The following is a 1,545-nucleotide window of genomic DNA, read 5'->3' as shown; positions in this document are numbered from 1 at the left end:
GAGAGGGCGACGAAGAAGATAGCGAAGCGTGGCGTCATCCGGACTGTCGTCGTCATCTGCAACGCGACGACGACGAGCATCGCGAGCATCGCGATGCTCAGGCTCGTGATAACGTCACTGAAGAACGACGGTCGGCCGACACCGAGAACGAGTGGAACCGATGCGAGGACCAGGAGTGGCCACGAGATGGTGCGCCTCCACGACCGAGTGACGACTGCCGGTGTGATAGCGACGGACGCCGCGACTGCGGCAATCGCCATGAAGACGAGTAACCCAGCGAAAAAGCCGAGCACTGCGAGGAGGACCAGAACCGCAGTAATTACCCAGGCAATGGCGGCGTTTATCTTCTCGTCACGAACGAACCACTCTTCGGGTAACTGCTGACTCATGATGACACTCCGTGTTCACCCGCCGGTGCGTCGAGAGGCACCGACTGGAATACGATACTAGTTGCTCCACATTTAGATAAAGATTGGTACAAAAATTGATTGGATTATCAAGACACTGTCTGATTATCCAGAATGTATTGGGATTTGTGACATATATTTATTCTCTGTCAGACTGTTATCTAGCTTGACAGCTGAACACTCGTTGGGACGTGCAGCGTACGAGAGCGAGCGCTCTCGCCGACGCCTGAACGGGTCTGGCGGTTCCCAACCAGCGCAATGACAGTACCGGCTGAGTGGTCGACCTGTGCTCACAGCAGTGTAATGCAGTGAACGACGATGAGACACGAGATGAAGCCAATGAGAGGCGTACCGATTTCGAACAGCGTCACCTCCCGGAGCCCCGTGTATGCAACGTAACGGGACTTCCCACCGGGCACTCGCGTCCATTCTAGTGACGATAGTTCTCCTCTCTACAATCCCTGGGGTTGCTGCCGCCAAGACAGAGGTTGGTCCAACAGTCGTGGTGGAGCGAGGTGAGACACTCAGCGACGACCTGACCACCGCCGGTGGAACGGTGATTATTCTGGGAACGGTCGACGGCGACGTAACTGCGCTTGCGGGTGACGTCGTCGTCTCTGGAGAAGTCACTGGGGACGTAACCGCACTCGCAGGACGCGTCGATGTAACCGGCCAGGTGGGTGGAAAAGTCACCGCCTTTAGCGGTGTCACAACCGTCGCAGGAACTGTCGCTGATGGCATCGACGCAATTGGTGGTGCCTTGACCGTCTCCGGTGACGTTGCAGGAACCGTCGATACCATCAGTATCTTGGTCACTGTCGAGGACGACGCGACGGTCGACGGACAACTGCGGACGACAGCGGTCAGAACGCAGGTCAACGGGACAGTGTTCGGTGGGGAAGGAACGACAACGAACCAATCACTGGTTGGTCTGTCTGATACCTCGGGTGTGGCAGAAACGACACCAGAATCGACGACTAAACCGATGTCGACGTCGCGCTGGCAGTCCTCAGTCCAACTTCCGTTCCTACTCGCGTCGGCGTTCACACCGATTCCTGCGCAGATACTCCCCTTCGGCATCTCGTTCCTCGACGCGTACGGCTTCTTCGTCAACCTGCTCCTCGGCGTCTTGCTGGTC

General features: G+C 57.2%; 1 protein-coding gene and 1 pseudogene. One reads left to right on the top strand and one right to left on the bottom strand.

Annotated features, from left to right (window positions below):
* Positions 1–389 (bottom strand): annotated as a pseudogene (locus AUR66_RS17365) (hypothetical protein); the annotation flags it as partial.
* A 406-nt stretch (positions 390–795) separates the two neighbouring features.
* Between AUR66_RS17365 and AUR66_RS17360 the strand changes: the two are divergent.
* Positions 796–1,545 (top strand): bactofilin family protein (locus tag AUR66_RS17360; RefSeq protein WP_197409856.1); only part of this gene is annotated, 750 nt, incomplete at its 3' end.

The sequence above is a fragment of the Haloferax profundi genome, assembly GCF_001469865.1.
Classification (GTDB): Archaea; Halobacteriota; Halobacteria; order Halobacteriales; family Haloferacaceae; genus Haloferax; species Haloferax profundi.
The sequence above is the reverse complement of the archived record's forward strand: the minus strand, read 5'-3'. Positions and strand labels throughout refer to the sequence as shown.